This is a genomic window from Pseudokineococcus basanitobsidens (assembly GCF_037482545.1).
In the GTDB taxonomy this organism is placed as follows: Bacteria; Actinomycetota; Actinomycetes; order Actinomycetales; family Quadrisphaeraceae; genus Pseudokineococcus; species Pseudokineococcus basanitobsidens.
On sequence record NZ_JBBIAA010000001.1, the window covers coordinates 194227 to 216739 of the forward strand.

Consider the following 22513-nt stretch of genomic DNA (forward strand, 5'->3'; position numbering starts at 1 on the left):
CGCGAGCCGGCGCGGGGAGGAGGGCCGGATGGCCACGAGCGGGCGCGACGGGGCGCAGGGGCGTCCGGTGGTGCGGCACGTCGACGACGACGAGCGGCGCGCCCGGCTGGGGGTGCGGCACGCGCTCGCCGCGCCGCGGGCGACGCCCGAGGAGGTCGCCGTGGCGCTCGTCGTCCTGCACGCGACCGACCCCGGCTCGGTGCACCTGTCCTGCTGGGCGCGGATGCCGGACGGGGTCGACGTCGTCGCGGAGGTCGACCGCGCGCTCGCGACGGACCGGACCCTCGTCAAGCAGCTCGCCATGCGGCGGACGCTCTTCGCGGCGCCGCGGGACCTGCTCGGGGCGCTGTGGCCGTCCGCCGCGGCCCGCGTGGCGCGGACCGAGGGCCTGCGGATGGCGCAGGACGTGGAGAGGGCCGGTCTGGCCGACGACGGCCAGGTCTGGCTGGGGCGCGCCCGCGCCGCGGTGCTCGCGGCGCTGGCCGACGAGCCCGACGGCTTGCTCGCCCTCCAGGTGCGCCAACGGGTCCCCGAGCTGCAGGTCCGGCTCGACGTCGCGCCCTCCGCGAGCTGGACGGGCTCGCGCGTGCTCACCCACCTCGGCGCCACGGGAGACGTCCTGCGCGGACGCAACGAGGGCGGGTGGCGCACCTCGCGGCCGCGGTGGCTGCCCACGGCGGCGTGGCTGGACCCGGTCGGCGGGCCGCCGCCAGTGCTCGACGCCGCGGCGGGCTACCGCGAGCTGGTGCGTCGCTGGCTCGCCGCCTTCGGCCCCGGCACGGAGGAGGACGTCGTCTGGTGGCTCGGCGCGACGAAAGCCGCTGCACGGCAGGCGCTCGACGAGCTCGGCGCGGTGGTCGTGACCCTCGACGGTGACCGGCTGGGGTGGCTGCTGCCGGACGACGTCGACCCGGTGGGCGCGGCCGACCCGTGGGTGGCGCTGCTGCCCGTGCTCGACCCGACGGTCATGGGGTGGAAGGGCCGCGGCTGGTACCTCGGCGACCTCGGCCCGCAGCTGTTCGACCGCAACGGCAACGCGGGCCCGACGGCCTGGGTCGACGGCCGCGTCGTCGGCGGCTGGACCCGCGGACCGTCGGGCGAGCTCCGGCTGCACCTGCTCGTGCCGGTCGCGGACGACGCCCGACGAGGGCTGGTGGCGCAGGCCGAGCGGCTCGGCGCGCTGCTCGAGGGCACGGAGGGGTCCGGCGTCATCACGACGCCGCTGGGTCGGGCCGCGGCCCCGGGTTGAGCGCGGGCGAGGACGTCGGCGGGCCTGCACCTCTGGCGTGCCGCCGCGACCCCGAGGATGCTCCGGGGTCGTGACTGGCATCACGGTCCAGGACGTGGCGGACGCGGGGCTGGAGGACTGGCGGCTGCTCGCCTCCGGCCTGCACGCGCGGTTCCGCACCGCCGACATGACGGTCGGCGCGGCGCTGCTGGCCGGCGTCGTCGCGGCCGCCGAGGAGCTCGACCACCACCCCGACGTCACGCTGCGCCGGCGGGAGGTCGACGTCGCGCTCGTCAGCCACGACGTCGGCCGCGTCACCTCCCGTGACCTGCGGCTCGCCCGGCGGGTCAGCGACCTGGCGGCCGAGCACGGGGCCACGGCGCAGCCGCACCTGCTGGCCGAGGTGGAGGTTGCCCTCGACACCGCCGACCTCGCGGCGCAGGGGCCGGTGTGGGCGGCCCTGCTCACCGGTGACGCCCATGCCGTGGACGGCGACGACGTCGCCGACCCCCGGCACCGCGTCCCGCTCCTGTGGTTCCAGGGCACCGACGCGCACGCGACGCCGCGGCAGCGCTTCCACCTCGACGTGTGGGTGCCGCACGACGTCGCGGACGAGCGCATCGCCGCGGCCGTGGCCGCCGGGGCGCGGGTCGTCGACGACGGGCCGGCGCCGTCGTTCACCGTGCTCGCCGACCCCGAGGGCAACCGCGTCTGCGTCTGCACGGCGCTGGGACGCTGAGCGTCGTCGGTCGTCCGTCGTCAGGACGGGCCGAGGCGTCGCTCCAGGCACACCGACGTCGCGGAGTCGACGTACGGGCCGAAGCGGGGGACCGGCCGGAACCCGTGCCGGGCGTAGAAGCGGAGCGCGGCGGCCTGGGCGTCGCCGGTCTCGAGCCGCAGCACGTCGGCGCCATGGGCGCGGGCGTGCGGGACGAGCGCCTCGAGCAGCGCGTCCGCGACGCCGGTACCGCGGTGCGCGGGGGCGACGTAGAAGCGCTTGAGCTCGCCGCCGCCTGCGCCGTCGAGCTCGACGCCGGCGATGCCGACGAGCGTCCCGTCCTCGGCGCGGGCGCCGAGGAGGTGCACGGCCGAGGCGGCGAGCTGCTCCGCCGTGTAGCCGAAGGTCTCGTCCTCGGCGTACCCGCCGGTCGCCAGCTCGGCGGTGAGGGCGTCGACGAGGGCGAGGACCTCCGGGTCGCGGACGTCGACGGGCGCGACCCGTGTCACGGCGTCGACCCGCCGGTCCCGCTCCGTCGGGAGAGGTCGGTGAGCGCCCGCAGGCAGTGCTCGGCGAGCGGCTCGGGGAAGCCGGCGGCGAGCCGGTAGAAGACGACGCGGCCGACCTTGCGGTTGCTCACGAGGCCGGCGCCGCGCAGCACCCGCAGCGCGTAGCCGACGGCGTCCTCGCTGGCCTCGAGGGCGAGGGCCAGGTCGCCGACGCACAGCTCCTCGACGGCGTCGAGCGCGTGCAGCACCCGGGCGCGGGTGGGGTCGGCGAGCACGGTGAGCACCTCGGCCACGGCGACGGCGTCCTCGCGCGTGGGCACCCGCGTCCTGGCGCGCGCGACGCGGTCGGCGTCGACAGGGTGGGCGTGGTCGGCCACGTCACCTCCGGGCTCGGGTTGGCACGAACATCCGTGCGATCGTCCGGGTGTAGCGTCCGGCCGTCGCTGGTGATCGTCCCAGGAGGTGGCGCGTGGCGGGTGCAGGGGCGACCTCGGGCTGGGCCGGGTTGCTCGCCGTCCTCGTGCTGGGGGGCGTCGCCGTCGCCGGGGCCTTCGCCGTCCACCGCGTCACCGCCGTCGCGCCGCGCGCGCTCACCGCGTGGCCGTGGCTGTCCGGGTGGCACCCGGTCGAGCACGCGCTCTCGCGGTACCACGCGCGCTGGTACCCGGCGACGGTCGTCTTCCTCGCCTTCGACGTCGAGATGCTCTTCATGTACCCGTGGGTGCTGGTCGTCGCCGACGTGGGGGTGTCGGCGGTCGTGGAGATGTTCGTCTTCCTCGCCGTGCTCGTGCTCGGGGTCGTGTGGGCGCGGCGCGAGGGAGCGTTTTCGTGGCAGTGAGGGACCTGCTGGCGCGGTGGGCGCTGCGGGGGGCCGCCGTGCTGCTCGTCGAGGTGCCCGGTGGGTGGGCGGTCCGGGTCGCCGTCCAGCGGGCGCTGACCGCCCGCGGCTGGCGCGAGGCGACCTCGCCGGCCGACGCCGACGCGCTGGTCGTGTGCGGGGTACCGGGCGGCGGCTGGGACGAGGTGCTCGGGCGGACGTGGGCGCAGCTGCCGGGGCCACGGGCGCGCGCGTCCGTGCGAGCGGTGGAGGACGTCGCGGGGGTGCTGGACGCGCTCGCGGTGTCCCTGGGGGACGACGACGCGCAGCGGGCCGACGCGGCGTCCCGCGGCCTGGCGCCCGAGGACCTCGCGCCGGGCGACGACATGCACCCCGGCGGGATGGAGCTCGCCGGCGGGGAGGACGACCTGCGCGACGGCCTCGAGATGGACGTCCTGCGCGTGCCGCTCGGGCCGGTGCTCCCGTGCTGGCCCGCGGGGCTGGTGCTGCGGACGGTGCTGTCGGGCGACGTCGTCGTGCGCGGGCGGGTCGAGGTGCTGCCGGGCGGCGCGCGCGGGCCGGCCGTCGAGCCCGGGTCGGTCGACGACGTCGCCCGACGCCTCGACGCCGCGGCGCAGGTGCTGAGGCTCGCGGGCGCCGTCGACCTCGCCGCGCGCGCCGTCCGACTCCGCGACGCCGTCATAGACGTCGGCTCCTCCACCGCCCCTTCCGGCGGCCCTTCTTCTCGCACTTCGACGACTACTCGTCACCAGGAGCGCTCTTCCCTCGCACTTCGACGACAAAGTGCGGGAGGGCGGGCCCCTTCTGGGGCGCGTCGACGACACGGTGCGGGGGAGGGCGCCCCTTCCCTTGGCGCACTTCGACGACTTCATGTCGAGAAGGAGGGCGATTCACAGCACTTCGACGACTATCTGCGGGGGGTGGGGGAGGTCCGGGGGCGGGTGGAGCGGTCGCGGGTGCTGGCGTGGGCTCTGCGTGCAGGGGACGTCGCGACGTCGAGTCCGACGTCCGGCGCCGAGTCCGACGCTGCCCAGGCCTCAGCGCCCGGAGACCTGCGCGACGTCGGACTCGACGGGCAGTGTCGGACTCGTGACGACGTCCGGACGCTCCTGCTGGACCTCCTCGACCCAGACGCCCACGACGACGACCCGGGACGCCGCACCCGCGCGGCACTCGAGGCGCTGCCCGAGCGGCTCGTCGGGGTCGACGTCGTGACGGCGCGGCTGCTCGTCGCGGCGCTCGACCTGCGCACCGACGCGCTCGACGCCGACGACCTCGCCGCCCTCGCGCCGCGCGACGACGACAGCGACGACGACAGCGACGACGCGAGCGACGAGCACGCGCACCACGGGCACGCCCATGGGTGACGTCGTGCAGGTGGCCGCGCCGTGGGTGCTCCCCGCCGCGCTGCTGCTCGGGGTGGCGGCGCTCGGCGTCACCGCGCTCGACGGCGCCCTCGCCGCCCGGGCCGCCGGCCGCCCGGCGTCCGTCGGCGCGCAGCACCCCCTCGTCGAGACGGCCCGCCTCCTGCGCCAGCGCCGCCGGACGACGGTCGCCGCCGACACGCTGCTGCGGCACGTCGCGGTGGGCGGGTTCGTCGTCGCGCCGCTGCTCATGGTCGCCGTCGTGCCGCTGGGGGCGTGGGTGCTCGCGGACGCGAGCGTCGGCGTCGTCTGGTTCAACGCCGTCGACGTGCTCGTGTGGGTGCTCGTCTGGCTGGCCGGTTGGGGGCCCAACGCGATCTGGTCGCTGACCGGTGGCTACCGCTTCCTCGCGCAGGCGATGGCGTACGAGCTGCCGCTGATGTTCGCCCTCACCGCGCCCGCCGTCGCCGCGGGCAGCCTGCGGGTCGGCGACGTCGCGGCCTCCCAGAGCGCAGTGCCGTACGTCGTCTGGATGCCCGTCGCCTTCCTCGTCTACTGCACCGGCGTCCTCGCCTTCTCGGTGCGCGGGCCGCTCTCCCCGGCGGGCGGGCCGGCGATCAGCGGGGGCGTGCTCGGGGAGCTGTCCGGCGTCGACCGGCTGCTCGTGCTCTCCGGGCGTGCGGGGCTGCTCGTCGCGGGGGCCGCCTTCGCCGTCCCGCTGTTCCTCGGCGGCGGGTCCGGGCCGCTGCTGCCCGGCTGGCTGTGGGTGCTCGTGAAGACGGCGGTGCTAGCGGCGGTGCTCGTCGTCGTCCGGCGGAGGCTGCCCGACGTGCGCCCCGACCGCTTCCTCGCCGTCGGCTGGACGGTGCTGCTGCCCGCGGCGCTGCTGCAGCTGCTCGTCGTCTCCGTCGTGGTGGTGGTGCGCTCGTGACGCTGCAGTCCGTCCTCGACGCGCCCCTGCCCGACCTCTCCGTCCTCAGGGGCGTCGCGGTCATCGTGCTCGGCGTCGTCGCCGTCGTCACCGGCGCGCTGGTCTTCAAGGTCGACTCGATGGCGCGCGCGACGTACCTGCTCGCCGCGTCCTTCGTCGCCGTCGGCGCGGCCGTCGTGGCGCTGCACCTGGACTACGTGGGCGTCGTCGTCGTCCTCATGATGCTCATGGAGATGGCCGTCATGGGCGTCTTCATGGTCATGCTCATGGGGATGAACCCGGCGCTGATGCCGATGAGCATGGTCCACGACGGGCGCCGCGCCGTCGGCGCCGCGGTGGGCTGCTTCGTGCTGCTGACCGTCGGGATCCTGCTCGTGGACTGGCCGCCCCGACCCTCCGCCCCGCCGACCGGCCCGGGGGCGACGACGTACTCCCTGGGCGACGCCCTCATGGGCGACCACATGCTCGTGATGATGGTCGTGAGCCCGGTGATGCTCGCGACGATCGTCGCCGGCGTCGTCCTCGCCCAGGCGCACGGCCGGTACGAGCGGCTCGGCGACGACCTCTGCGGCCACTCGAAGCAGGGCGGCCGGCGATGACCCTCGAGGTGGTGCTCGTCCTCGCCGCGGCGCTGTTCTCGGTGGGGCTGTACGGCGCGCTGTCCCAGCAGGTCGTCGTCATGGTGATGATGGGCCTGGAGCTCATGCTCAACGGCGTCGTCCTCGCCGCGGCGGGCTTCTGGTGGTTCACCGCGCCGGAGCCGAGCCTGCAGGTGCTGCTCGTCGTCGTGCTCGCGGCGATGACGGTGGAGATGGCCATGGGCTTCGCCGTCGCGCTGCTGCTGCATCGCGCGTCCGGCGCGGACATGACCGACATGGCCGCGGAGCTGAAGCGGTGACGCCCGCCCAGCCGGCCCTCGCTCTGCTGGTTCTCGGCCCCGCGGCCGTCGGCACGCTGCTCGCGTTCGCCGGGACGACGGGCGGACGCCGCACCCGCGCCGCCGCCGACCGCGCGGCCTTCCCGCTCGCGGTCGCCACCGCCGCGGCGGTGCTCGGGCTCGCGGGCGTCGTCGCCGCCACCCGCCCGAGCGCGTCCGCACGCTTCCTCGCCGGCGCCCCGCTGGGCCTGGGTGTGGACGGGCTCGCCGCCGTCGTCCTCGTCGCCGTCGCGGCCGTGGTGCTGCTCGTGCTGGTCTTCGCGGCGGCGGACGTGCGCGAGGCCCGGGCCCGCTTCGCCGGTCTCATGCTCCTGTTCACCGCCGCCGTCGCGCTCACCGTGACGGCGACGACGCTGCCCGCGCTGCTGCTCGCCTGGGAGGTGATGGGCGCGGCGTCGTACGCGCTCGTCGGCTTCTGGTGGCGCGACGAGACCCGCGTCGGCGCCGGCACGACGGCGTTCCTCACCACCCGCGCCGGCGACCTCGGGCTCTACCTCGCCGTCGCGGGCGCCGTCGGCGGCGGGCTGCTGGGGTCCGGGACCGGGCTGAGAGTGGCGGACCTCGCCGCCCTCCCGCCCGGCTGGCGGGACGTCGTCGCCGGCGGTCTGCTCGTCGCGGCGCTCGGCAAGGCGGCGCAGCTGCCGTTCTCGTGGTGGCTCTCGCGCGCGATGGAGGGCCCGAGCCCGGTGAGCGCGCTGCTGCACTCCGCGGCGATGGTCGCGATGGGCGGGTACCTGCTGCTGCGGGTCGAGCCGCTGCTCGCCGCGACCGGGTGGGCGGCGACGGCGGCCGCGTGGGTCGGCGCGGTGACGGCGGTGGCGCTCGGCGTCGTCGCGCTCGCCCAGCGCGACCTCAAGCAGCTGCTCGCCGCCTCGACCGCCGCGCAGCTGGGGTTCGTCGTCCTCGCCGCGGGCGTCGGCGCGGTGACGGGTGGGACGGCGCAGCTCGTGGCGCACGCGGGCGTCAAGGCGCTGCTCTTCCTCGTCGCCGGGGCGTGGCTCACGGCGCTCGGCACCAAGCGGCTCGCCGGGCTGCGCGGGGCGGCGGGGATCTGGCCGCTCGTCGGCGGCGCGGTGATCATGGGCGGGCTCGCGCTCGCCGGCGTCCCGCCGTTCGCGCTGTGGAGCACCAAGGACGCCGTCCTCCACGTCGCCCTCGAGACCTCGCCGGCGCTCTACGCCGTCGGGCTGCTCGGGGCGGCGCTGTCGGCGGCGTACGCGGGCAAGGTGCTCGTGGTCGTGCTGCGGCGGCCGCACGGCGCGGAGCAGGCGGACCAGGTCTGCGACGTCTGGGACGACGAGCAGCCCGGCACCCGCGAGGTGCCGCGCCTGGCGCAGGCGCCGCTCGTCGTCCTCGCGCTCGCGGCGCTGGGCCTGGCGGTGCTCGGGCTGCCGCCAGAGGTCGGCCGGCTCGCCGGCGTCCTCGGGCAGGAGGCCGGCGCGGGCGCCGGGGCGCTCGAGCTCGCCGTCTCGGGGGTGGTCGCGGTCGCGGCGCTGGCCGCGGTCGTCGTGGCCGTCCGCGCGGACCGCCTCCCCGAGCCGGCCTGGGCGCGCGCCTGGCTCGGCCTCGGGGCGGCGACGGACGCCGTCGTGCGCGCCACCCTGCGCGCCGCCGAGGCCGCGGCCCGCGCGGACGACGGCCTCGGGCGCGCTCCCGCCGCGCTGGCCCGCGGCGTCGTCGGCACGGCGGGCGGCGTCGGCGCCCTCGACGACGGCCTCGACCGCGGCGTCCGCGGCGCCGTCCGCGGCACCGGCGGCCTCGCAGGGCTGACCACGCGGCTCGACCGCGGCGTCGACGCCGCCGTGCACGGCGTCGCGGGCGGCGCCCGCCGCCTCGGCGCGGTGGCCCGCTCGTCCCAGAGCGGGCAGCTGCACACCTACTACCTGCAGGCCGTCGTCGTCCTCGGCGCCGGCGGCCTGGCCTTCGTCCTCTACGTCTCCCTGAGGTGAGCGTGCTCAGCCTGGTGATCTTCGTGCCGCTGCTCGCGGCGGTCGTGCTTGCGCTCGCGCGGGGGATGCCCGACGCGCTCGCCCGGTGGGCGTGGGTCGGCGTCAGCCTCGTGGAGGTCGTGCTCGTCGCCGTCCTCTGGGGGCTCTACGAGACGCCGGAGCCGGGCGGGCTGGCCTTCGAGGAGCAGGTCCCGTGGATCGTCGGCGTCGGCATCAGCTACCACGTGGGCCTCGACGGGCTCTCGCTGCCGCTGGTGGCGCTGACCGCCGTCGTCTTCGCCGCGTGCGCCGTCTACGGCCTGCGCGAGCAGCGGCGCCCGCGCACCCAGGCCGCGTTGTTCCTCTTCCTCCAGACGACGTGCCTGGGCCTGTTCGCGGCCTCCGACCTCATCGTGTTCCTCCTCTTCTTCGACCTGTCCATCGTCGGCATGTACTTCGCCATCGCCGGGTGGGGGCACGGCGACGCCCGGCGCAGCGCGCTGCAGTTCTTCCTCTACACGTTCCTCGGCTCGCTCGTGCTTCTGCTGGGGTTCATCGGCCTCTACGTCGCGTCGGGGACCTTCGACATGGTCGAGATCGCCGCGGACCCGCCGCTGGTCGGCGCCGGCGTCACCGGCGCTCTCGTGCTCGCGGCGGTGGTGGTCGGCCTGGCGATCAAGACGCCGACCGTCCCGTTCCACACCTGGCTGCCGCCCGCGCACACCGACGCCTCGGCGGTCGGCTCGGCCGTCCTCGCCGGGGTGCTGCTGAAGATGGGCACGTACGGGTTCGTGCGGATCGCGATGCCGATGCTCCCCGACGCCTGGCGGTCCTTCGCGTGGGTGGTCATCGCGGTCGGCGTCGTCTCGGTGGTGTGGGGCGCGCTCGTCGCGCTCGCGCAGACGGACCTCAAGCGGATGGTCGCCTACACCTCGGTGAACCACATGGGCTACGTCGTAGTCGCCGTCGGCGCCGCGGGCGTGGTCGGCGGCAGCGACGCCGACGCGCGGGCGCTCGCGGTGACGGGCGCGACGACGCAGATGGTCAGCCACGGCCTCATCACCGGCGCGCTGTTCCTGCTGGCCGGTGTGCTGCGGCGCCGGGCGGGCACCTACGACATGGGCCGCTTCGGCGGCCTGGCGGGCACGGCGCCGCGGTTCGCGGTGCTGCTGGCGGTGGCGGCGTTCGCCTCGCTGGGGCTGCCGGGCTTCTCGGGCTTCGTCGCCGAGCTGCAGATCTTCGCCGGCTCCATCGCCGCGGTGCCGTGGACGGCGGTCGCGCTCGTGGGGATCCTGCTCACCGCGGCGCTGTTCCTGCGCGCGCTGCAGCGCGTGCTGACGGGGAGGACGCGCGGGGAGTCGGTGGGCTTCGTCGACGTCCGCCCGTCCGAGCTCGTGGCGGTGGCGCCGCTGCTGCTCGGCGCGCTGCTGCTGGGGGTCCTGCCGGGGCCGGTGCTCGCCGTGATCGAGCCGGCCGCGGTGACGGTCGCCGACCTGGCGGGCCGATGACGCCCGGCCGGGACCCGCGGTGACGGCGATGGGGCCCGCCGACGTCGTCGCGGTGCTGCCGGAGATCCTGCTGCTGACGGGGGCGCTCGTCGCGCTCGTCGGCGGGTCGTTCACCCCGCGCGAGCAGCAGTGGCGGGTGCGGCTGGCGGCCGTCGCGGCGCTGGTGGCCTCGGGTGTCGCGGCGGGGTTCGGGCTGGCGTCGCCGGCGGGGCCGGTGTTCTCGGGGACGTACGACGTCGACACGGCGACGGGCGTGGTGCGCCTGGTCGTGGCGGCGTCGACGCTGCTGGTGATCGGGCTGGGCGTCGAGGAGGTGGCGGGGCACCGGCAGGAGAGCGAGACGTACGCGTTGCTGCTGCTGTCGGCGACGGGCGCGGTGGTGCTCGGCGGGGCGGCGGACCTGCTGGTGCTCGTGGTGGCGTTCCTGCTGGGGAGCATCCCGCTGTACGCGCTGGTGGGGCAGGCGCGGACGGGCCCGGCCGCCGAGGGCGCGATGAAGACGTACCTGCTGGGGGCGCTGCTCGGCATCGTCCTGATGGCGGGGGTGACGGTGCTGCTCGGCGTCGGCGGGGGCGAGGCCGGGTACGCGGGCCTGACGGCCGCGCTGGCGGGGGCGCCGGCCGGGGCGGTGGCGGCGGGTGCGGTGGCGGTGCTCGTCGGGCTGATGTTCAAGGCCGGGGGCGTGCCGGGGCACTTCTGGGTGCCGGACGCCGCGCAGGGCGCGTCGGTGACGGCGGCGGCGTTCCTGACGACGGTGCCGAAGGTCGGCGCGCTGGTCGCGGCCTTCCGGCTGGTGGACGCGATGCCGGCGGCAGTGGACGTGCAGCTCGTCGTCGCGGTGCTGGCGGTGGCGAGCATGACGCTGGGGAACCTGGCGGCGCTGGGGCAGACGGCGGTGCGGCGGCTGCTGGGGTGGTCGACGGTCAGCCAGGTTGGATACCTGCTGCTGCCGGTGGCCGTGGTGGGGCGCACGGATCTCGCCGAGCCGGCGCTGCTGTTCTACCTGCCGGCGTACGCGGTGACCAACCTGACGGCGTTCGCGGTGGTGGCGGCGCTGCCCGGGCGCGAGTCGCTGGAGGACTACCGCGGGCTGGGACGGGCGCACCCGTGGCTGGCGGGAGCGCTGCTGGTGAGCCTCCTCGGGCTGCTGGGGACGCCACCGACGTCGGTGTTCGTGGGCAAGCTGCTCGTCGCGACCGCGGCGTGGGACGGCGGGGCTGGGTGGCTGGCGGTGGTGCTGGTCGTCAATACCGTGGCGAGCCTCAGCTACTACCTGCGGTGGTTGGCGCCAATGTTCCGGGGAGGGGAGCCGATTAAGGAGTACGCACTGCAACGCTTGTGGGCCTCTCATGGCGCTGCTATTGCGGGTATGGCTAGCATGGCGCTCGGTCTCATTGGGGGAGTGATGTGGACCCTCGCGAGTGGGTAAAGGACGGTAACGTGCGCCGTGGCGGTCGTCCCGACGGCGACCGGCTTCCGCGTCCGCTAGGCAATGGCGCGGTCGGTCGTTCTCAACAGCGATGCCATCGGCGTGTCACTATGGCTCCGGACGCGCTGCGCGTCTTACCGAGTCTAGTGCGGCAAGGTGCGCCGCCTGCGTGACGGGTCAACTACGGCCTTTAACTTCCTCTTACTGAAAAGGGCAGTCATGGCGCATGGCGCGCCATGCTTGCACCAGACTTCGGAGTATGGTCAAGCCTTCAGTTGCGGCTCGACCCGTGGGTGGTCCACCCGTGCGACCGGCGTGGGCGTCATCCGAGGGGCGAAGTTGCTCAGACCCCTTCCGCGGCTAGATTGCCAGCGGTAGCCTCGGTGGCACGCATGAACTCACTGGAATGATGAGGTGCTCGTATGGCTAACCCAGTCGAGGCCGCCGCGACGAGCGCGGGGCAACTCTTTTCGGTTCACCGCTTTCATGTCCCGGACTTCCAGAGAGAATACTCCTGGCGGGTCAACGACGAGGTCGCTGATTATTGGCGAGACGTGTCGACCACTATTGACGACGGCACTCCTCATTTCCTTGGGTTGATTATCATGACCGAGGAACAGGAGACGATGACCATCGTCGACGGACAGCAGCGAATCTTGACGACTTACCTCTTGGCTCAGGCGCTACGCGAGCAGGCAGATGCCCTGGGGCGGCGCCTCGTGGCCAATAGCCTTACAGACACTTTCTTGTATGAGCTCGATTTCCAGACGGAGCGGAGAGCGCTTCGCGTTCTCCTTGCTTCAGATCGGGACAAGCAGGATCTCGACGCCATTCTCGAAGGGGGAAACCCGGACTCGGGGTCGAACCTTGTACAAGCGTGGCGCTACCTCCGGGGGTGCGTGCAGGGCGACCTCGCGAACTCAGATGCGCCTCTCCGACTAGGACAGTGGGCACAACACCTGAACTCGGGATTGCAATTTGCGGTGTTTGAGCACCCGGACCGCAATGCCGCCTTCAAGGTGTACGAGGTCATTAACACTCGCGGTAAAGAGTTGACGCCGGCGGAGCTACTGAAGTCATACCTCATCGGTACGGCGGGGGAGGCGCGCCGTGGGTCCATTGTCACTCGGTGGAAGTTGGTTGAAGCATCGTTAGATTCAACCGAGATCACGCGGTTCGTTCGGCATGCCGCTACTTTGCGCCACGGGTACGTCATTCAGAGGGACCTGTATCAACTGCTAACCCGGCAGTACAAGAGCGCTTCAGCAGTCGAAGAATTCACGGACTACTTAATGCCCTTGTTGTCTTACTATCAACAGTTCGACGACCCGACCGGCGACTATGTGGCCGATGAGAACTTCGCGAAAGCTGCACGTGTACTCGACTTCCTGGGGCTCGCTACGGTGCGCCCTCTATTCCTAGCCCTCACGAAAGTGCAGGACAGTCAGGAGGCATTCGCGAAGGCGCTCCGCACGATTGTCCCTCGAGTCGCCGTTTCGAGTTTCGGTACCGGTGGTATTGAAGCAAGGTTCGCGAACGCCGCACGTGAAATTGGCAAGTCGGGTGACTGGCGTAAACCCCTAGCGGACTTAGACGAACTCAAGCCGCCGGCGCGTGCTTTCGAAGATGCGTTGAAGGGTGGCCGTCTACTTTCGAGATGGCAGATGCATGTCCTTCGGGCCTCCGCTCTCCAGAATACCCCTCTGCCCGTATTGGAGGGTGGACTGCACCTCGTTCGGACCCGATACGGGCAGGGGTGGTCTGAGTTCGACGAGGATGCCTTCCGGAGCTATGGGAACCGTATCGGCAACACCGTGATACTCACGTCTGAGCGACGTCCGCACGGAAGTAGTTCATCGCAGGGGGCCGTAAGTCGACTGGCGGCCGACCTGGCGGCGGGTGAGATCGTGACGGTATCCGATATCGAACATTGGTCCCCCGCGACTGTGGAGCGCGTCGACTCGAACTTGGTAGAGCTGGCTAAGCGAGTTTGGTATCCGGAGACCAGCCAATGAGTCGGCACGCGCGTAGGGCGACGGGTGGAGCGGCCGCAAGGCTCGGGAAGATTTTGAATCGCGAGGTGCCCCTTCAGTGGTCCGTGGGGGAATCGAACCCAGGGCTCGACGCGAAGCACCCTCCAAGCCTTGTGGGGTTCGACACCTCAGCGCTCAAGGCCTTGCGGCGCGAGCCGCTGAAGTGGAACTTGCTTTTGGCCAATCTAGCGAGTCAAAGCATACCGGTCATAGCCCCGGGGCAGGCCGTTCAAGAGTACTGGAACAACCATCAGGCGTTCACTGCCGAGGATGCGAATAAGCTTCAGGGACAACTTGTTGGTCTGCAAAAAAGCCTGGCAGACGTAGGGGCGACCTCCACAAGCGAGCACGTCGAGACTATCAGTAACGCCTTAGCGGGACTTCGGGGCGACGTTCAGGGCGTCCGTGACGCCCAGGCTTTTCTGCAACGGTCAATAGACGCCATGAATGAGTTGCTCCGCACGGCGCACGTCACCTTCGTGCCGAGGCTTGAGTACACACCAATTGGGCAGGCCCGACTGGCTTCGAAGGTGGCCCCTGGCTACCATGATGCCAAGGATAAAGCTTACGCGCTCGGCGACTTTTTCGTCTGGGCGGACTTTCTTTTGGGGGCAATGCGATACGGACCAAAGCTTGTGGATTCGTCGGGACAGTACGGACTCCTTGTGACGGACGATCAAAAGTCAGACTGGAGGACGGGGCGCCTGGGTCAGCCAAGCCTCACTGCGGAATTCCGCTCTGCCTGCGGGCTTGAACTTGGGATAGCGTCAGTGAAGGAATTGCAGGCGACCGAGTATTTCCGACTGCTGACGCGTCGGGGGTGAGCGAGTGGCGCGCCTCTCATTGCTTCTAGCTCTTGATGTGCGCGTTTCGTGCATTGCTAGCGTGTCGGCATGAGGCCTGACGACGATGGAGCCGATTTGCACGAGGAGGTCAACGACGAGGCTGGGAGCGAGGAGCGCTCGCGGCTCAGGTCGAAGCAGACGGGGAATGTGCGTTCGGTGGCGCCCAACATGCAAGTGTCGCTGTCCAAGCTGCCTGAGTCCACGTTGAGAAGCATCGCTGACCTCTCCGGTGTGGTCGAGGCACGGCAGGCACTGCTTACGTCTGCGGTTGAGCCGGTGCTCGAAGCTCAGGCGGCGTGGCAGAGGCAGCTAAGCGTGGTCTTCGCAGGCAGCACCTTTGAGAACTCGCAGCGTGTCTGGTCGACGTCGGACAAGTGACCCAGCGGTTGACGCGGAATATCGACTTTAGCGGTGTTGCCTCGTCGCTGGCCATTCTCACGAGGATAAGTGAGGCCTTCGCCGAGCAGCAGTCGGCCATAATAGAAAACCTCGCTCCGGCGCTCGCGACGCTGCGGGGGGGTTTCTATCCACCGAATCTGCGCGCGATAGATGATCTCGACTTCAAGGACGTGCAGTCGGTCGTCATGATTGACGGGATTGCGCTCTACGGCTTGCCGCGCAGCACTACCGCCGAGGTGTTAATTCGCGCTGGCAGCAGGAGCAAGCGGCGCAACATTCTTGGTCGACGTTGGAAGACGATCATTGGGGACTGCCGTGAAGTTGTCCGGGGGTGCTCGTCAGAGGTCGTTGCGCCGTATGTGCCGTTCGCGCTGGCGGCCGTCGACGCCTTGGATGCTGGGCACACGGCCGCCGCGCAGGCGCTCGCCGGGTCTTTGGTCGACACCGTCGTCTCCAACTACTTCGGGAACGCTCGCACCAAGTACACGCCGCACCCTCAGGGCAAGCGCACCACTGATGCTTACGACGAGTTCACAGTGCGCGAGTACATTGCCTTCGCCCCGATGTGGCAGACGTACCAGCAATTCTACGTTAAGGACGGGGGCAAGGTGCCCGGAACCTTCAGTCGCCACGCGACCGCGCACGCGGTAAGCGTGCGTCAATACAGCAAACGTAACGCGGTACAGGCGATCATGTTCGCCTGCAGCCTCCTCTATCGACTTGACGAGGAGGCGGTCGGGCTCGCTTAGTCTTCGGCGGCCCCCGCCTGCGTTCCCAAATTTGTGATGGCGGTCACGTCATAGCCAACGACCGAGGACGCCACTCTGCGTTGAGGGTCGCACCTATCTCGGTGACTGCTTCGGGTGGCTCACCAGATGGTGTCACGGCTCTTCGCAGATGAGAGTGCAGCGGTGGGCTGGGGAGGCCCGCGCGTCGGCGCCGGGGTAGAGGTCAAGGCCTTCCCAGGATGGGAGTTCTCACACAGCCCATCAGGAAGACCTCGACGTGCCTGACGCTACCTTCGCGCGCCCCGACCTGACCACGTTCACCGGCCTGGACGTCCTCTGCCTGGAGGTGCCCGGACAACGCCTGGAGTGGGGCCGGGCGGTGCTGGTCTGCCGTGTCCTGGCCCCCGACGACTGGCGCCAACAGTGTGGCTGCGCCGGCAGGTACCGCGACGGCGTGGTCCGCTGGTTCGCGCACGAGGTCTTCGGGTCGCCTGGTCCTGCGCCCAACAACTTCGGTCGATCTACCACAAGGCCCTGCCGGCCGAGGGTCGCGCGGTCGCCGAGAAGGTCCTCGACTCCTTCGCCACCTGCCCGATCCCGGAGATCGCGCGCCTCGGGCGGACCCTGCGGCAGTGGCGCACCCAGTTGCTGGCCTACTTCGACAGCGGCGGCGCCTTCACGGCGGCACCGAAGTCATCAACGGCCTCATCGGGCTCCACCGCCGCATCGCCCGCGGTTTCCGCAACCGCACCAACTACCACCTCCGGATGCTCCTCAGCGGCGGAGGCCTACATGACCCCCATCTCAAGTACGAATAGCCGGTCAATAGGCAGAATGAACCAAGTGACTTCGCCGGAGCTGTCTGAGTCGTTCAGCCTGGCTGCCCGTCGAAGGCGGTAACGGCGCCTGCGCCTGGTGACTAGTCGCGAGAAGGTATAGTATATGGAAGGGAACGCGGGGGAAACTTCAAGTATGACGCCTGAGATGGGAGACCGGGGATGGGCGTATTATGGGGGGTTCTAACGGTGGCCTTCGTCGTCACTGCGGCAGTCTCCTGGAAGGCGGGGGACGCCTTTGTGGTGACGTGCGGCTCTCTAGCCACCAACAGCGGTGCTCCCTGTAGGAATACCCGTCGGGGATATGGCAAACGCTGTGGCTCTCATGGAGGCACCGCTGCTCCCAACGACTCGGCTGCGGGGAAGTACTACTTGATCTCGGTGGCTTGCGGAGCGGCCGTGGCTTTGCTGCTGGTCATTGGCTATATCGCTTGGATGCGCTAGTCATTTTTAGCCGACCGTAGGCAAAGTGTGCCTGATGCTGAAGTCCTCGAACGTCTCGAAAGCAGCGCCGTAGACGGGGTTTAACAGCAGCACATGGTCGTCGACGCGCGGCAGCGTCGTCCACACGGCGCTGATGGCGCCCATGCCGGAGCCGAAGCACTGGGCGGCCTCGCCGCGCTCGAGCTCGGCCAGTGCGCCGGCGAGCACGGCGACTGTGGGGCTGGCGCCGCGGCTGTAGACGAAGTCCTCGTGCTCGCAGGCCTGGTGCTCGGCGAAGGCCGCCATCGACGGCTGCGCGAACAGGCTCGTCTGGTAGATCGGCGGGGCGACGGCGCCGTGGTGGGTGCTCGGGTCCATGCCGGCGGTCGTGCAGATTTCCGCGTCGGACATCGTGACGGCGTCGGCGCCCCTCATGGCAGTGCTCCTCCTGGGTCGTGATCTCGTCGTCGTCCCGGGGGGACGGGGTGGGGCTGTCGGCTCCGCAGGGCCTGTCAACGTTGGCAGGGATGGCAAAGGGCGCTCGAGTGCAAACCTCGTGGGACGGCATGCCGCTTTTCAGTTGTCGAAGCCTGTCCTCGCCGCGCCGGGGCCTGAGGATGCTCTCGACGAGCCCTGCTGCGGACCTGTCGGGAGCACGACGCGACGCTGGTAAGAGAGCTCAATTCCACCGGCGTCGAGCCGTCGTCGGTCGGGGCGTCGACGGGATCCGTCGCGTCTAACCGTCGAGATCGTGACGAATCCTCGTGCTGGCGGCGACGGCTGCGCCGCCTTCAGACGACGTCGTACCCGATGAGCCCGGCTGCCTGGGCTGCCGCGTCGCCCATGGCGACCTCGTCGAGAGGTCGGGAGAAGTCAGGGTGCGCGGGCAGCGCCGTCGTGGCGTCCGCCTGCGAGCCGACGACGAGACACGCGCAGTGGCCGCCGTCCATGGCCGAGCGGTGCCAGAAGCCGTCGACGGCCGGGAAGGCGTCGACGAGGGCCCGCGCCCACGCCTGGGTCTGTGACCGGCGCGCGGTGCCGTTGATGGACTCCGCCGCGCCGAGGCGCAACGCCGCCTGCCCCTGGAGGTCGACGAGGGTGAGGTCGCGCGTCGTCAGCCATGACGTCGCGGTCGGACGCAGGTGCGTGCGGTTGATCACGCGGGTCGCCTGGAAGACCTCCGCCAGGCAGGTCACGAGCGTCGTCGCGGTGTAGAGGACGCCGACGCCCGCGTGGACCTGCGGCGTTGGCGGGTGCGGGTCGAAGCGGTCGACCGGCCCGTAGCGGCGGGGCTCGTCCCACGGGAGCGCGTGCGAGCCCTGGGCCATGTGGACGCGCCACAGCGGGGTGCCGGCCGGGAGCTCGACCGGCGTGAAGCCCCGCTGCCGCAACTCACTCCGCGACGGCGGGTCGGGCAGGTGCGTCACCCGCGGTCGCTGGAGCCGAGCGCCCGCTCGGCGGGGCGGGCACCCGCTCGCACGCCGACCGTGTGCGCGACGTCGACGACGTCGGCGACCGCGCCTCCGTGCAGGAGCCATGAGCGCGGGCTGACCTGCTCGTCGTCGATGAGGAGGTCGGTGTCGGGCGTCGTCAGGAACCGCTCGACCGACAGCGGGTGCAGGCCGGCCGGCAGTGCGGCGAGCACCTCGCGGAGGCCGGCCAGCGGGCGACCGTCCTCGCCGAGCTGGAAGGTGGGGAAGCGACGTCCCCGGGCCGCGGGGACGGAGACGACCTCCCCCCGCCGCACCCAGTGCCGCACCGTCGAGTCGTCCACGCCGGCACCGTGGGCGAGCTCCGCCGCCGACAGGCTCGAGGCGACCAGGCGCGCCGCGGAGGCGCCACCCGCGTCGACGGCGGCCTGGGCGAGCGCGGCGCCACCGCTCGCCGGCAGCCCTGAGTGCTGCTGCAGGTAGTCGTGCTCGGCCGCCGTCATCGGCACCTCGGCCCTGCCAGGCCCGCCTGGCAGCAGTGCGCGCAGGCCCGCGGCCAGGTCGCCCACCGACAGGCTCGTGCCAGCGTCGGCGAGGACGTCCCGCAGCTCGCGGGCGTCAGCGGGCGTCACCTCGCGGCCTGCAGTGGCGGTCATGGGGAGACGGTACCGCTGCAGCGCACGAACAACCACAACGTGCGTTGACGTGTCAGCCGGCCGCTGGCGCGCAAGGACCGCACGTCGACCGCGATCGGTCAGGCGCGCGCGTCCTCCGTCGTCTGTCGGTGGGCGTGCGCGTCGGCGTTGCCGAGCCGCCGGATGCCGAAGCCACCCGTGACCGGGGCGAGCACGGCGATGAGCGCGGAGAAGAGGAATCCGGCCCAGTTGGTGACCGCCCAGGGCAGGAACTCGAAGTTGCCGACGCCGAGGGTGGTGGCGATGAAGACACCGGAGACGGTCCAGGGCATGAGGACCTCGGTGAGCGTCGCGGAGTCCTCCATGCTGCGGGAGAGGTTGACCGGGTGCAGGCGGCGGCGGGCGAAGGCGCCGCCGAAGAGGTCGCGCACGAGGAAGTAGGTGATGAGCGCGTTCGACGTCGCGCTGACGATGGCGAAGCCGGAGACGAGCGTCGTCACGACGACGCCGCCGGTGGAGCGCAGGCGGGCCACGACGGGCTCGAGCAGGCTCCGCAGCACCTGGGAGGCCTCGAGGCCGGAGGCGAAGAAGAAGGCCGCGAAGACGAAGAACGTCGCCGCGTACATCGAGTAGAGGCCGCCGCGCTCGACGAGCGTCGTCAGCGCGTCGCTGGCCTCGCCGCCGGTGGGGAGCATGTCGGTGGTGAAGCCCGACGTCGTCGCGGCCAGCACGGTGCCCAGCGAGGAGCCCTGCACGACGAGCGCGAGGACGACGGCGACCGTCGAGGACGCGAAGAGCACGACGAGCGGCGGCTTGAGCAGGATCGACCCGGCGAGCACGACGAGCGGCGGCAGCAGCAGCCACGGGGTGAGCACGAAGGAGGTGTCGAGCTCGGTGAGGATCGCCTCGACGTCGCCGAGCGGGGCGTCCGAGCCGCCGAGCGAGCGGCCGACGAGCAGGTAGACGACCACGGCGAGGACCGAGGCGGGGATCGTCGTGTAGAGCATGTGCCGGATGTGCTCGTAGAGGTTGGCCCCGGCGGCGATGGCGCTCATGTTCGTGGTGTCCGACAGCGGCGACATCTTGTCGCCGAAGTACGCGCCGGAGACGACGGCGCCCGCGGTGACGGCCAGGGAGACGTCCATCGCGGCGGCCACACCCATGAGCGCGACGCCGATGGTCCCGGCCGAGCCCCACGAGGTCCCCGTGAAGGTGGAGACGACGGCCGTCGTCGCGAAGGCCAGGACGTACAGGAACGACGGGTCGATGACCCGCAGGCCGTAGGAGACGAGCAGCGGGATGGTCCCGGCCGCCATCCATAAGGCGATGATCATGCCGATTGCGGAGAGAGATGGGGCCGGGGTCTAGCCATCCCTCGCTCGGACTCCCGGGCGTGGCCCTGTGCGTCGTCGAGCGTTGCGCCCCGCCCCGAAGGCGTCTCGTGTCGTGCCGACGTCCTGAGCGAGGGCGTGCTCTTAGTGCGAACTTCCGCTAACGTACAAATATGAGTGTCGCGCGGAACCCCGCAGGCCGGCTGCACGCCTTCCTCCTCCGCTTTCATGAGGTTTCGCGAGACGGTAACGCTTCCATTGGTTCATCTTGGGCCGCCGCACTAGACGTGGAGGCGTCTGATCTAGGCTCCCGTCTCGTAAAGATGGCGGCTTTGCTTGCTAACACCGAGGATGCTATTCAGCGCGACGGACGTTCCTCGCTGGTGCGGCAACAAGTTCGCTGGGGCGACGCGTGGTACGACATGGTCCTGTTCCCCTCCCAGTCGCTGGCCCAAGCCGCCTCTCATGTGATGAATTATGCAGCGGTGGACTCGCTTGAGGTCGTATCGGATCTCTTGGATGTAAGCTCTGGCAGCAACTCGTTGGTACGAGAAATAACCGATGATGACGAGGTCGATCTGCGCCGGGCGGTCGAGGATGCCTTGCATGTGTTGCGTGAGGACGAATCCCTCCCCGATGAGTTGAAGCGCCTATTCTCCCACCGCCTGCACGACATGACAAGAGCGCTTGACGACCTGGCCTTCGGTGGCGCTGAGTCTGTCCAGATAATCGCTGAGCGTATCGCAGCGCGTCTGCCGACGTCGGAAAAAGGAAGGCCACCTGCGGTGTCCGCGCTCTTCAACGTTCTCGGCATCGTCTTCAAGTATGGCCCGCCTATTGTGAGTGCTGCGGCGGCATTGAGCGGATCACCTATGGCGTCCGCAATCGGATGGGAACCCATGCTGGCAATTGAGTCAGGTGAGTCCGGTACGCGCCCGCCGGGATTGAGTGAATCAACCACTCCACCCCATGGCGCAAGTGATGATGAAGGACTGGGCGATGGATAGGACAATCGGACCGCCTTGCTTGCCCCAGGGCTTCGGGTATTGCTACGGTCTCGACCTCTGTTGTTGGCGCAATCGTTTCGGGAAGGGTCTCAGGCACGTCAGGTGCATATTGTTGGTTTAAAGGGCGAGTGATGCGGGGCCTTTCGGCAGTGTGCAAGCCGAAGTGCCTGATGCGGTGAGCGGGCCGCAAGCCTGTCTTCATCTTTGCTTTACGCCATCATCACGCTGGTCAGAGGGGGTGAGGGGAATATCGGGCGAGGGAGTCGAGGGCCTGGGCGAGGTCGGCGATCTGGGCGTCGGCGCCCTCGAGGCCGACCGACAGGCGGACCATCCCGGAGGAGAAGCCCTGGGCGGCCATGGCGGCCTCGCCGCCGGGTTTGCTCGGTGAGGTGACGAGGCTCTCGTAGCCGCCCCAGCTGGGGCCGATGCGGAACAGGCGCAGAGCGTCGACGAACCGCGCGACCGCCTGCGGGGTGGCCTCGGCGAGGTCGAGGCCGACCAGGCCGGTGACCCCGGTCAGCTGCTCGCGGCGCAGGCGGTGGTCGGCGGGCAGGTCGGCGTGGGGGTGATGGACGGCCGCGACCTCGGGGCGTGTCTGCAGGTAGTCCACGACGCGGATCGCGTTGCGCTGGTGCTCGGCCATCCGCACCGGCAAGGTCCGCAGGCCGCGGAGCACGAGGGAGGCCTCCAGGGCCGACATCACCGAGCCCTGCAGCTGGAAGCCGGCGTAGAACAGGTCGCGGACGAACGCGGCCGAGCCGACGACGGCGCCGCCGAGGACGTCGCTGTGCCCGCCGACGTACTTGGTGAGGGAGTGCACGACGACGTCGATGCCGTGCTCGAGCGGCTTCTGGAACAGCGGCGTCGCCCACGTGCCGTCGATGACCGTGGTGATGCCGCGGGCGCGGGCGGCGTCGGCGATCGCCCGCAGGTCCAGGACCTTCATCCGGTAGGTGCCCGGGCTCTCGAGGTGGATGAGCCGCGTGCTCGGGCGCAGGTGCTGCTCCCAGTCCTCGCCGGGCGAGCGGAGGAGGGTGTGCTCGACGCCGAGGCGCTCGAGGTGCTGGGCCAGCTGCAGCGTGGGGCCGTAGACGTCGTTGAGCAGGAGCACGTGGTCGCCGGCGCGCAGCAGCGTCGTCCACACGGCGCTGATGGCGCCCATGCCGGAGCCGAAGCACTGGGCGGCCTCGCCGCGCTCGAGCTCGGCCAGCGCGCGGGCGAGCACGGCCACCGTGGGGTTGGCGCCGCGGCTGTAGACGAAGTCCTCGTGCTCGGAGGCCTGGTGCTCGGCGAAGACCGCCATCGACGGCTGTGCGAACAGGCTCGTCTGGTAGATCGGCGGGGCGACGGCGCCGTGGTGGGTTCCGGGGTCCATGCCGGCGGTCGTGCAGATCTCCGCGTCGGACCTCGTGACGGCGTGCCCCGTCATGGCAGTGCTCCTCCTGGGTCGTGACCT

At 71.1% G+C, this 22513-nt stretch carries 22 protein-coding genes and 2 pseudogenes; 17 read left to right on the forward strand and 7 right to left on the reverse strand.

All coding sequences use genetic code 11. The features are described from left to right. The first annotated feature begins 28 nt into the window (after positions 1 to 28). Together WDZ17_RS00810 and WDZ17_RS00815 are read left to right on the forward strand one after the other, a co-directional pair. Positions 29 to 1249: a winged helix DNA-binding domain-containing protein gene (locus WDZ17_RS00810; protein ID WP_339573226.1), complete on the forward strand. Its 1221-nt coding sequence runs from the start codon at positions 29 to 31 to the stop codon at positions 1247 to 1249. 70 nt (positions 1250 to 1319) lie between these two features. Then, positions 1320 to 1967, forward strand: a complete 648-nt coding sequence (locus WDZ17_RS00815; protein ID WP_339573227.1) for a 4a-hydroxytetrahydrobiopterin dehydratase — start codon at positions 1320 to 1322, stop codon at positions 1965 to 1967. Positions 1968 to 1987: 20 nt separating this feature from the next. Here the strand turns inward: WDZ17_RS00815 and WDZ17_RS00820 are convergent, their stop codons facing one another. After that, complete coding sequence (locus WDZ17_RS00820; protein ID WP_339573228.1) at positions 1988 to 2455, reverse strand: GNAT family N-acetyltransferase; 468 nt, start codon at positions 2453 to 2455, stop codon at positions 1988 to 1990. Then, entirely contained in the window at positions 2452 to 2775 is a 324-nt protein-coding gene (locus WDZ17_RS00825) for an ArsR/SmtB family transcription factor (RefSeq protein ID WP_339573229.1), read from the reverse strand. Before WDZ17_RS00825 ends, WDZ17_RS00820 begins: the two co-directional genes overlap by 4 nt. Before the next feature lie 149 nt (positions 2776 to 2924). Here WDZ17_RS00825 and WDZ17_RS00830 point away from each other — a divergent pair, with 149 nt between their 5' ends. The 14 genes and pseudogenes from WDZ17_RS00830 to WDZ17_RS17405 form a co-directional block, all read left to right on the forward strand. After that, positions 2925 to 3293, forward strand: coding sequence for an NADH-quinone oxidoreductase subunit A (locus WDZ17_RS00830; protein ID WP_339573230.1), 369 nt, complete (start codon positions 2925 to 2927; stop codon positions 3291 to 3293). Beyond that, positions 3284 to 4660, forward strand: a complete 1377-nt coding sequence (locus WDZ17_RS00835) for a hypothetical protein (protein ID WP_339573231.1) — start codon at positions 3284 to 3286, stop codon at positions 4658 to 4660. The genes WDZ17_RS00830 and WDZ17_RS00835 overlap by 10 nt, the downstream gene beginning before the upstream one ends. After that, positions 4653 to 5588 carry an NADH-quinone oxidoreductase subunit H gene (locus WDZ17_RS00840; protein WP_339573232.1) on the forward strand — a complete coding sequence of 312 codons (936 nt, stop codon included), beginning with the start codon at positions 4653 to 4655 and terminating at the stop codon, positions 5586 to 5588. The genes WDZ17_RS00835 and WDZ17_RS00840 overlap by 8 nt, the downstream gene beginning before the upstream one ends. A 26-nt stretch (positions 5589 to 5614) precedes the next feature. Next, on the forward strand, positions 5615 to 6187 hold the full coding sequence (locus WDZ17_RS00845) for an NADH-quinone oxidoreductase subunit J (RefSeq protein WP_422631771.1): 573 nt from the start codon (positions 5615 to 5617) through the stop codon (positions 6185 to 6187). Next, the gene (locus WDZ17_RS00850) at positions 6184 to 6486 is read left to right on the forward strand and encodes an NADH-quinone oxidoreductase subunit NuoK (RefSeq protein WP_339573234.1); all 303 of its coding nucleotides are present in this window, start codon (positions 6184 to 6186) and stop codon (positions 6484 to 6486) included. Before WDZ17_RS00845 ends, WDZ17_RS00850 begins: the two co-directional genes overlap by 4 nt. Before the next feature lie 23 nt (positions 6487 to 6509). After that, positions 6510 to 8474, forward strand: coding sequence for a proton-conducting transporter transmembrane domain-containing protein (locus tag WDZ17_RS00855; protein ID WP_422631772.1), 1965 nt, complete (start codon positions 6510 to 6512; stop codon positions 8472 to 8474). A gap of 2 nt (positions 8475 to 8476) precedes the next feature. After that, positions 8477 to 9961 (forward strand): complex I subunit 4 family protein, encoded by a 1485-nt coding sequence (locus WDZ17_RS00860; RefSeq protein ID WP_422631773.1) that lies wholly within the window; start codon positions 8477 to 8479, stop codon positions 9959 to 9961. A gap of 28 nt (positions 9962 to 9989) precedes the next feature. Next, the gene (locus WDZ17_RS00865; RefSeq protein ID WP_339573237.1) at positions 9990 to 11390 is read left to right on the forward strand and encodes an NADH-quinone oxidoreductase subunit N; all 1401 of its coding nucleotides are present in this window, start codon (positions 9990 to 9992) and stop codon (positions 11388 to 11390) included. A gap of 422 nt (positions 11391 to 11812) precedes the next feature. Then, entirely contained in the window at positions 11813 to 13405 is a 1593-nt protein-coding gene (locus WDZ17_RS00870; RefSeq protein WP_339573238.1) for a DUF262 domain-containing protein, read from the forward strand. A 131-nt stretch (positions 13406 to 13536) separates the two neighbouring features. Continuing rightward, complete coding sequence (locus tag WDZ17_RS00875) at positions 13537 to 14247, forward strand: PIN-like domain-containing protein (RefSeq protein WP_339573239.1); 711 nt, start codon at positions 13537 to 13539, stop codon at positions 14245 to 14247. Between the two features lie 69 nt (positions 14248 to 14316). Continuing rightward, positions 14317 to 14646: a hypothetical protein gene (locus WDZ17_RS00880; RefSeq protein ID WP_339573240.1), complete on the forward strand. Its 330-nt coding sequence runs from the start codon at positions 14317 to 14319 to the stop codon at positions 14644 to 14646. Next, positions 14643 to 15416: a hypothetical protein gene (locus WDZ17_RS00885; RefSeq protein ID WP_339573241.1), complete on the forward strand. Its 774-nt coding sequence runs from the start codon at positions 14643 to 14645 to the stop codon at positions 15414 to 15416. The genes WDZ17_RS00880 and WDZ17_RS00885 overlap by 4 nt, the downstream gene beginning before the upstream one ends. Positions 15417 to 15672: 256 nt before the next feature. Next, positions 15673 to 15882, forward strand: a pseudogene (locus WDZ17_RS00890) (ISL3 family transposase); the annotation flags it as partial. Next, positions 15876 to 16213 (forward strand): annotated as a pseudogene (locus tag WDZ17_RS17405) (transposase); the annotation flags it as partial. The pseudogenes WDZ17_RS00890 and WDZ17_RS17405, both read left to right, overlap by 7 nt. 468 nt (positions 16214 to 16681) lie before the next feature. Here the strand turns inward: WDZ17_RS17405 and WDZ17_RS00895 are convergent. From WDZ17_RS00895 to WDZ17_RS00910, 4 genes are all read right to left on the reverse strand, one after another. Continuing rightward, positions 16682 to 17089, reverse strand: coding sequence for a PLP-dependent transferase (locus WDZ17_RS00895; RefSeq protein WP_339573242.1), 408 nt, complete (start codon positions 17087 to 17089; stop codon positions 16682 to 16684). Between the two features lie 356 nt (positions 17090 to 17445). Continuing rightward, a complete protein-coding gene (locus WDZ17_RS00900; RefSeq protein WP_339573243.1) occupies positions 17446 to 18081 on the reverse strand; it encodes an RES family NAD+ phosphorylase in 636 nt (211 codons plus the stop codon). Beyond that, complete coding sequence (locus tag WDZ17_RS00905; RefSeq protein WP_339573244.1) at positions 18078 to 18740, reverse strand: hypothetical protein; 663 nt, start codon at positions 18738 to 18740, stop codon at positions 18078 to 18080. The genes WDZ17_RS00900 and WDZ17_RS00905 overlap by 4 nt, the downstream gene beginning before the upstream one ends. 98 nt (positions 18741 to 18838) lie before the next feature. Continuing rightward, the gene (locus tag WDZ17_RS00910; RefSeq protein WP_339573245.1) at positions 18839 to 20053 is read right to left on the reverse strand and encodes a Na+/H+ antiporter NhaC family protein; all 1215 of its coding nucleotides are present in this window, start codon (positions 20051 to 20053) and stop codon (positions 18839 to 18841) included. 170 nt (positions 20054 to 20223) lie between these two features. On the opposite strand from WDZ17_RS00910, the gene WDZ17_RS00915 reads away from it, so the two are divergent. Next, complete coding sequence (locus WDZ17_RS00915; RefSeq protein WP_339573246.1) at positions 20224 to 21057, forward strand: hypothetical protein; 834 nt, start codon at positions 20224 to 20226, stop codon at positions 21055 to 21057. Between the two features lie 229 nt (positions 21058 to 21286). Here the strand turns inward: WDZ17_RS00915 and WDZ17_RS00920 are convergent, their stop codons facing one another. Beyond that, positions 21287 to 22486, reverse strand: a complete 1200-nt coding sequence (locus WDZ17_RS00920) for a trans-sulfuration enzyme family protein (RefSeq protein ID WP_339573247.1) — start codon at positions 22484 to 22486, stop codon at positions 21287 to 21289. Between the last annotated feature and the right edge of the window lie 27 nt (positions 22487 to 22513).